Source organism: Actinoplanes sp. NPDC024001, from assembly GCF_040638955.1.
Lineage (GTDB): Bacteria > Actinomycetota > Actinomycetes > Mycobacteriales > Micromonosporaceae > Actinoplanes.
The window spans coordinates 1-3,957 of sequence record NZ_JBEZZB010000325.1; the positions used below are offsets into that span (position 1 = coordinate 1).

A 3,957-nucleotide genomic window follows, 5' to 3' on the forward strand; every position below is an offset into this window, starting at 1 on the left:
GTCGGGCTGGCTTCCGGCGCTCCGGCGCCTGCTGCGCGACGCCGGCGGCTGCGGTTCGGCCTCGGGTTCTGCGGCGGCGGTCCGGCTCCTGCTGCGCGACGCCGACGGCTGCACCTCAGTGTCAGCCGCTGCCGCGGTGCTCCGGCGCCGGCTGCGCGACGCCGGCTGGATCTCGGCATCGGCCTCGACCGCGGCGGACCGGCTCCGGCCGCGCGACGCCGGCTGCACCTCGGCATTGGGTTCTGCCGCGGTGCTCCGGCGCCGGCTGCGCGACGCCGGTGGTGGCTGCTCCTCACCGCTGTCGGCCACGGCCGACCGGCGGGTGCTGCGCGCCGAGGGCGGCTGCTCTTCGCTGTCGGCCGCGGACGACCGGCGGGTGCTGCGGGTGGCGAGCGGCGCCTGATCGTCGCTGTCGGCCGCGGACGACCGGCGGGCGCTGCGGGTCGCGAGCGGTGGCTCGTCGCCGGGCTTAGGTGTGGTGGTTCGGCGGGTCGTGCGCGGCGCCGCTGGTTCGGTGCCGGGCTGTGCGGCTGAGCTGGTTCGCCGGGAGGTGGCGGCTCGGCGGGGCGGTTCGGGTTCGGCGTCGGCCTGGGTGGTGGCGCGCCGTGGCTTGGCGTCGTCGGCGGTGGACCGGCGCCGGGTGGACGCCGCGGGACGGCCGGTGGTCGTCTCGGCGGGGTCCGGCTCGGCCGGGGCCGAGGTGGCGGTCTTCCGGGCGGCCGGCCTGGTCGACGTGGCCCGGGTCGAGGTCGACTTGACCGCGGGCGGCTTGACCGACGGCGCCTTCCGGCTCGATGCGGTGGGCGACTCGCCGGGCTCAGGCGTCCGGGCGGGCTTGCGGGTGGACTCCGTGGGCACCGTGATCATCGACTTCGTCGCGGTCGCCGGGAAGGTGCGGGCCGGCGACGGCGTCTCCTCGGACACGGGCTCGGCAGCGTCGGCGTGCCGGCCGGCGCCCGGACCAGCGGGACCATTTGTCGGGTTTGCCATAGCAAGCGTCAGCCTGCCATGACTCACCGCTTGTCACAGGACTTTCGGATTTCCGTACCGGATGAGCCGAAGGACGAGGTCAGAGCCTCGGGCCCGAGAAGTCGCGGTTGTTGCGGCGAGGCCAGGCGTAGGGCACACAGCCTCGCAGCGTGATGGTCTGCTGCACCATCACCGGCGCCGGGCCCCCGGCCTTGGGGCATCCCTCGTGCCGGTGCCCGAGCTCGTGCCCGACCTCGTGGTTGATCACGTACTTCCGGTAGGTCGCCAGGTCGACCTTGGCCTGCAGGTAGGGCTTCGCCGACCCGCGCCAGCGGTCCAGGTTGATGATCGCCTTGCCGGTGGCCCGGCACGAGGTGAACGGGACGCCGCCGATCCGGATGTTGGTGCCGCCCCGGAGGCACATCTGCCCGGCGGTCTCCCGGGTCGCCAGGTAAACCGTGAAGTCGGCCGGCTCGGATCCGGCGACCGGCTGCAGGCGCACCCGGCCCGAGCCGGCCCAGCTCCGCCGGTCGCCGAGGATCGCCCGGACCTGCGCGGAGAACGCCTCGACGTCCTCGTTGCTGCCCCTCTCGACCGCCACCCGATAGCGGCGCAGCGGCCCCTTGGCGCCGGCCACCGGGCCGCGGGCGGCCGAGTACTCGAACCGGCCGGTGCCGCGGGTGGGCGCCGCGCCGGAGAGGCGCAGCACGCCGGGCGCGGGGAACGGCCCGGCAGCCACGGCCGACGGTGACGGAGAGGCCGAGGCCGGGCCGGACTCCAGGAGCGGGCCGCCGGACGCCGGGGCGTTGCCGGCAGCGCCGCCCGGCAGCGATGCTCCCGGCACGGAACCTCCGGGCGCGGCAGCGCCGCCCGGCAGCGATACTCCCGGCACGGGGCCTCCGGGCACGGGAGAGCCACCCGGCAGCGATGCTCCCGGCATGGGGCCTCCGGGCGCCGCAGCGCTCGGCGTGGGATCTGCCGACGGGGTGCTCGGCGAAGCGGCGGACGGTGAGCTCGCGGCGGCCGGGTTGCCGGCCGGCACCGGTGCGGTGAGCTGTTGACCGACCAGCACCACGATGAGCAGCACGATCGCCGCCGCGAAGACGACCAGCCAGGACTGGCGCCAGCGATCCCCCGGGCGCGGGGATTCCGGCTCGAGGACGGGGGCGCGCGAGATCATTAGGTGCAAGGTTTTCATATCCCGTCGAACGCGCCCACCCCACAAGGATCATGTGCGGCACGGCACATCTCGCCCACAACCCCGAACTGTGGGGAATCGCGGCGCCTATGGCGGCCGAAGTTCACACGCGAGAGTGAGGGACTGCTTACGCCCGGCGGTCGCGCTGCGGCCGTGAGGGCGTGCTCGGATCGCGGGGTAGGCACGGGGCTGTGCGGAACTCGTACGGAAAAAGCTGCGTGAGAGGACTGCCCGGCCTCAGCCGAGGGGGGTGCGCACCTCGTCGAGGAGGCCGACGATCGCGCGGGCCACCAGGCGGGGGACCTCCATCTGCGCGACGTGGCCGACGCCGGGCAGGACGAGCAGGCGGCTGTCCGGGACGGCGCGGGCGACCTGAGCGGGGACGCGCGGATCGACCAGGCGGTCGCCGAGACCGCCGATGACCAGCGTGGGCGCCTGCACGCGGGCGGCGAGCCGCCACTGCGAGTCAGCGCCGGGCAGGTAGGCGCGCAGGAAGCTGCCGACGAGGCCACGCAGCGTGCCGAGGTAGGCCTTCGGGTAGTGGGCGACCGTGTAGCGGAGCTGGATCTCCTCCATCGCCTCGGCGCGCCGCTGCGGATGCACCTTGGTGGTGTCGCCGAAACAGGCCGCCAGCACCTGCTCGGCCATCTGCTCGGCGGTGATCCGGGTCAGCGCCCAGGCCATCAGGCGGTCCGCGCGGGGCAGCGCGAGCAGTGGCAGCACCGGGCCCTGCGCGGTGCGGCGCGGGTCGAGGAACGGCATGGCCGGCGAGATCAGGGTGAGCGTGCGCACCAGGTCGGGGCGCAGGGCGGCCACCCGCACCGAGATGGAGCCGCCGAGCGAGTTGCCGATCAGGTGGACCGGGCCGCGGCCGGACTGCTCCAGATAGTCGATGACGATCGCCGCGAACGCCGGGATCGAATAGCGCGGGATCGCGTCGCTGTAGCCGAAGCCGGGCAGGTCCAGGGCCTGCCCGTCGAGCCGGTCGGCGAGCAGGCCGGCCAGGTCGGTGAAGTTCTGCGAGGAGCCGCCGAGGCCGTGCACGTAGACCGCCGGTTCGGCGTCGCCGGTCAGGCCCCGCGTTTCCCGGACGTGCAGCATCGACCCGCCGACCTGGACCCGGCGAGCGGGCCAGGGCGGCGGCACCTCACCCTCCGGCAACAGCAGACTGTCGTCGGCAAGAACCGCGCCTTTCATCAGGCCAACAGTGCCTCAAGGCGCCGGTTGACCGCGGCGAGTGTGGCGCGGACCATCGCGTGCCGGTCGTCACCGGTGACCACGGCCGAGCCGGCGAGCTGCTCGACCCAGCCGCCGCCGCAGGAGAGCAGCAGCACCACGACCGCCACCTGCATCGGGCCGAACGAGACGGCCGCGGCGTGCTCGACGAAGCAGCGCGCCGGACCCTCCTCGTGCCGGGAGGTGGAGAGCAGTTCGTCGACGGCGCCGGCGGTCGCGGTGGCGCACAGGCGCAGCAGGTAGCCGTCGACCGCGGGGCCGGTGGCCACCCCGGACGCGGTCCGCCCGCCGGCACTCAGCCGCACCTCCACGGTGGCGTCCGCGCCGAACGTGTTGACGTGCACGTTCTCGATGACGACGCGCGGGCCGGGGCTGTCGCCCGGGTCCAGCGGCCGCGGCTTGCTGGCGTCGTGCGGCACCAGCGCGGCGGCCGACGCCCGGACCTCGCGGGCTCTCGGCTCCGCGACCGGCGCGCTCGCGGCGATCGGCGCGGCGGAACCCGAATGATTCGCTCGCAAGCTCGCTCATGCCAGGTCCACCGTGAAACCGGCGCC

The 3,957-nt window shown here is 74.8% G+C and carries 4 protein-coding genes and 1 pseudogene; 2 read left to right on the forward strand and 3 right to left on the reverse strand.

What is annotated here, in order from left to right; genetic code table 11:
- Positions 1–403: hypothetical protein (locus AB0F81_RS50610; protein WP_360211537.1), on the forward strand; the 403-nt coding region annotated here is incomplete at its 5' end.
- Between the two features lie 75 nt (positions 404–478).
- A complete protein-coding gene (locus AB0F81_RS50615) occupies positions 479–1,012 on the forward strand; it encodes a hypothetical protein (protein WP_360211539.1) in 534 nt (177 codons plus the stop codon).
- 57 nt (positions 1,013–1,069) lie between these two features.
- On the opposite strand, the gene AB0F81_RS50620 is transcribed toward AB0F81_RS50615, so the two are convergent.
- The 3 genes and pseudogenes from AB0F81_RS50620 to AB0F81_RS50630 all read right to left on the reverse strand — a co-directional run.
- Entirely contained in the window at positions 1,070–2,149 is a 1,080-nt protein-coding gene (locus tag AB0F81_RS50620) for a DUF3152 domain-containing protein (protein WP_360211541.1), read from the reverse strand.
- Positions 2,150–2,404: 255 nt separating this feature from the next.
- Entirely contained in the window at positions 2,405–3,364 is a 960-nt protein-coding gene (locus AB0F81_RS50625; RefSeq protein ID WP_360211543.1) for an alpha/beta fold hydrolase, read from the reverse strand.
- Positions 3,364–3,798: pseudogene (locus AB0F81_RS50630) on the reverse strand (Daple); the annotation flags it as partial. The gene AB0F81_RS50625 and the pseudogene AB0F81_RS50630, both read right to left, overlap by 1 nt.
- Positions 3,799–3,957: the final 159 nt, after the last annotated feature.